Annotated in this window: 3 protein-coding genes; 2 read left to right on the forward strand and 1 reads right to left on the reverse strand. The window is 31.7% G+C overall.

From position 1 onward, the window contains the following. Both D0T56_RS16465 and D0T56_RS16470 read left to right on the forward strand, forming a co-directional pair. Positions 1-464, forward strand: a 464-nt coding sequence (locus tag D0T56_RS16465; RefSeq protein WP_221412372.1) for a restriction endonuclease subunit S, incomplete at its 5' end; no start/stop codon positions are given. Positions 465-541: 77 nt separating this feature from the next. Then, positions 542-1108, forward strand: coding sequence for a restriction endonuclease subunit S (locus D0T56_RS16470; RefSeq protein WP_185153904.1), 567 nt, complete (start codon positions 542-544; stop codon positions 1106-1108). Here the strand turns inward: D0T56_RS16470 and D0T56_RS16475 are convergent. Next, the coding region (locus tag D0T56_RS16475) for a restriction endonuclease subunit S (protein ID WP_163321258.1) at positions 1101-2227 on the reverse strand (1127 nt) is incomplete at its 5' end. The genes D0T56_RS16470 and D0T56_RS16475 overlap by 8 nt on opposite strands.

Below are 2227 nucleotides of genomic sequence, written 5' to 3' on the forward strand. Positions count from 1 at the left end.
GAGAGTGGGAGAAAAAGAAGCTAGGGGAGATATGTCAGATGCAAGCAGGAAAGTTTATTAATGCATCAGAAATATCTAATAAACAAAATGACAATTTATTCCCTTGTTATGGCGGAAATGGATTAAGAGGTTACACAAACTCATTTAATCAGGATGGAATATATCCTTTAATTGGTAGACAAGGGGCTCTTTGTGGTAATATAAATCTCGCTAATGGAAAATTTCATGCAACTGAACACGCAGTTGTTGTTATATCAGATAATGATACCGATCCTATTTGGATGTTCTATTTACTAATTTCTTTAAATTTAAATCAGTATGCAACAGGTATGGCACAGCCTGGTTTATCCGTTCAAAATTTGGAGAAAATAGAAACTATATTACCAAAAAGTAAGGCAGAACAGCAAAAGGTAGCGAGATTTCTCTCTCTTATTGACCAACGTATTGAAACCCAAACAAAATAATTGAGAAACTTGAATCCCTAATTAGAGGACTAAACAATCATTTACATGAGCAATATGCCAATGACATCGAAATTTCATTGACAGAATTAGGTAAATTTTATAACGGGCTATCAGGTAAGTCCGGTGATGATTTTGGTTCAGGAAAACCATACATCACTTATGTTAATGTATATCAGAATAATATAATTGATGAATCTATGATTGGGTATGTAAAAATATCTAATGAAGAAAAACAAAATACTATAAATTATGGAGACGTTTTATTCACAATATCGTCCGAGACTCCCAGAGAAGTTGGAATTAGCTCTATATATTTAGGAAGAAGCCAAGGACTATATCTCAATAGTTTTTGTTTTGGATATAGATTAAATGATTTTACGATTCTAACTCCACAATATATGGCATATTGTTTCTCATCATACCAATTCAGAAAACTTGTATACCCTCTGGCTCAAGGGAGCACACGATTTAATTTACACATGTCTCATTTTGCAAATAAAAAGTTCAAAATCCCAACAGTCCAAAATCAGCTTAAAATTCAAAAACTATTAGATTCTATTTCTGAAAAATTGCAGATCGAGAAACTCATTCACGTTTCTTTGAAAGAGCAGAAATCATTCCTTTTGAAAAAACTATTTATATAAACATCCGTTGTAATAGAATTTTTTTTTGACTTTCTAGTTTTATTAAGGCATCTTTTTCAAGATGGATTTTCTTGTTAATTACTTCAAGTAATAGAGAAATATTCTTGATTTCAATCTCTTGAGTAGGTAATAAAATAGCTTTATCCAAAAAACGTTGGGTTGTGATATTTATAGTGTTTTTTGCCCCTTTTTGAATTAAACTGTATAAGTAGTTATTAGCATTTATGGGACTTAAAAAATAATGATGAAGAATATTGCCTAAATGATAATTTTTAGGTTTGTAAACTCCATATAAAGGAGACACAGCAACAGGCTGATCTATAAAACTTTGTTTTACTATTCCATAAGGAAAATCTCCTGTTGGGCTTTTTGTATAAACAATATCACCCAATTGTACTACATTATAATTTCGAGTATCTTTTGCTGCAAAAGATCGTCCTAAATGTTCTATTTGATTGATTATGCCCTCTCTAACAGCAACAGAAAATATTGGATATCCATGGCTATTTTGCTCCTTTCGTTCTTCTAGAACATCTCTTAAATAAAGCATTATCCAACTTTCTCGTTTGGCAACGGAATAAATTCCTCTAATTAGGGATTCAAGTTTCTCAATTATTTTGTTTTGGGTTTCAATACGTTCATCAAGAAGGGATAGGAAAGACGCTATTTTATCTTGCTCTAAAGTATCTGGAAGTAGAATTGGGATACTTTCTATCTCAGATTTACTAATTTCGGAAAAAGTAGAACCATTTGCTCTTTTTATAAGTTCCTTTTTATTTTGTTTTATCCAATTCGAAATGAATATATTATTTATATTTTCATTCACTATTAAAGACTGAAAACCTTGGTTTGTTGTACATTCTTCAGTTGCGATGGCAACTTCTCCAATCGTTGCTCTTGTTGTTAAAAGAATGGTTCCGATTGGTAATAATCTAGCCGAAGATTTACTCAACCCTAATTTTGTTATTTTTCTATCACTTTTTGCGACATAGTTCGATTTTATTTCAGATGGAGTAAACCATTGTATATCTCCGTTCCAATATTCATCAATAATTGTATCAGGGGTTCCTCCTCCAATAATTTTCGCGATCTCCCCTAGCTTCTTTTTCTCCCACTCTT

The sequence above is a fragment of the Dysgonomonas sp. 520 genome, from assembly GCF_010501095.1.
GTDB lineage: Bacteria > Bacteroidota > Bacteroidia > Bacteroidales > Dysgonomonadaceae > QVMP01.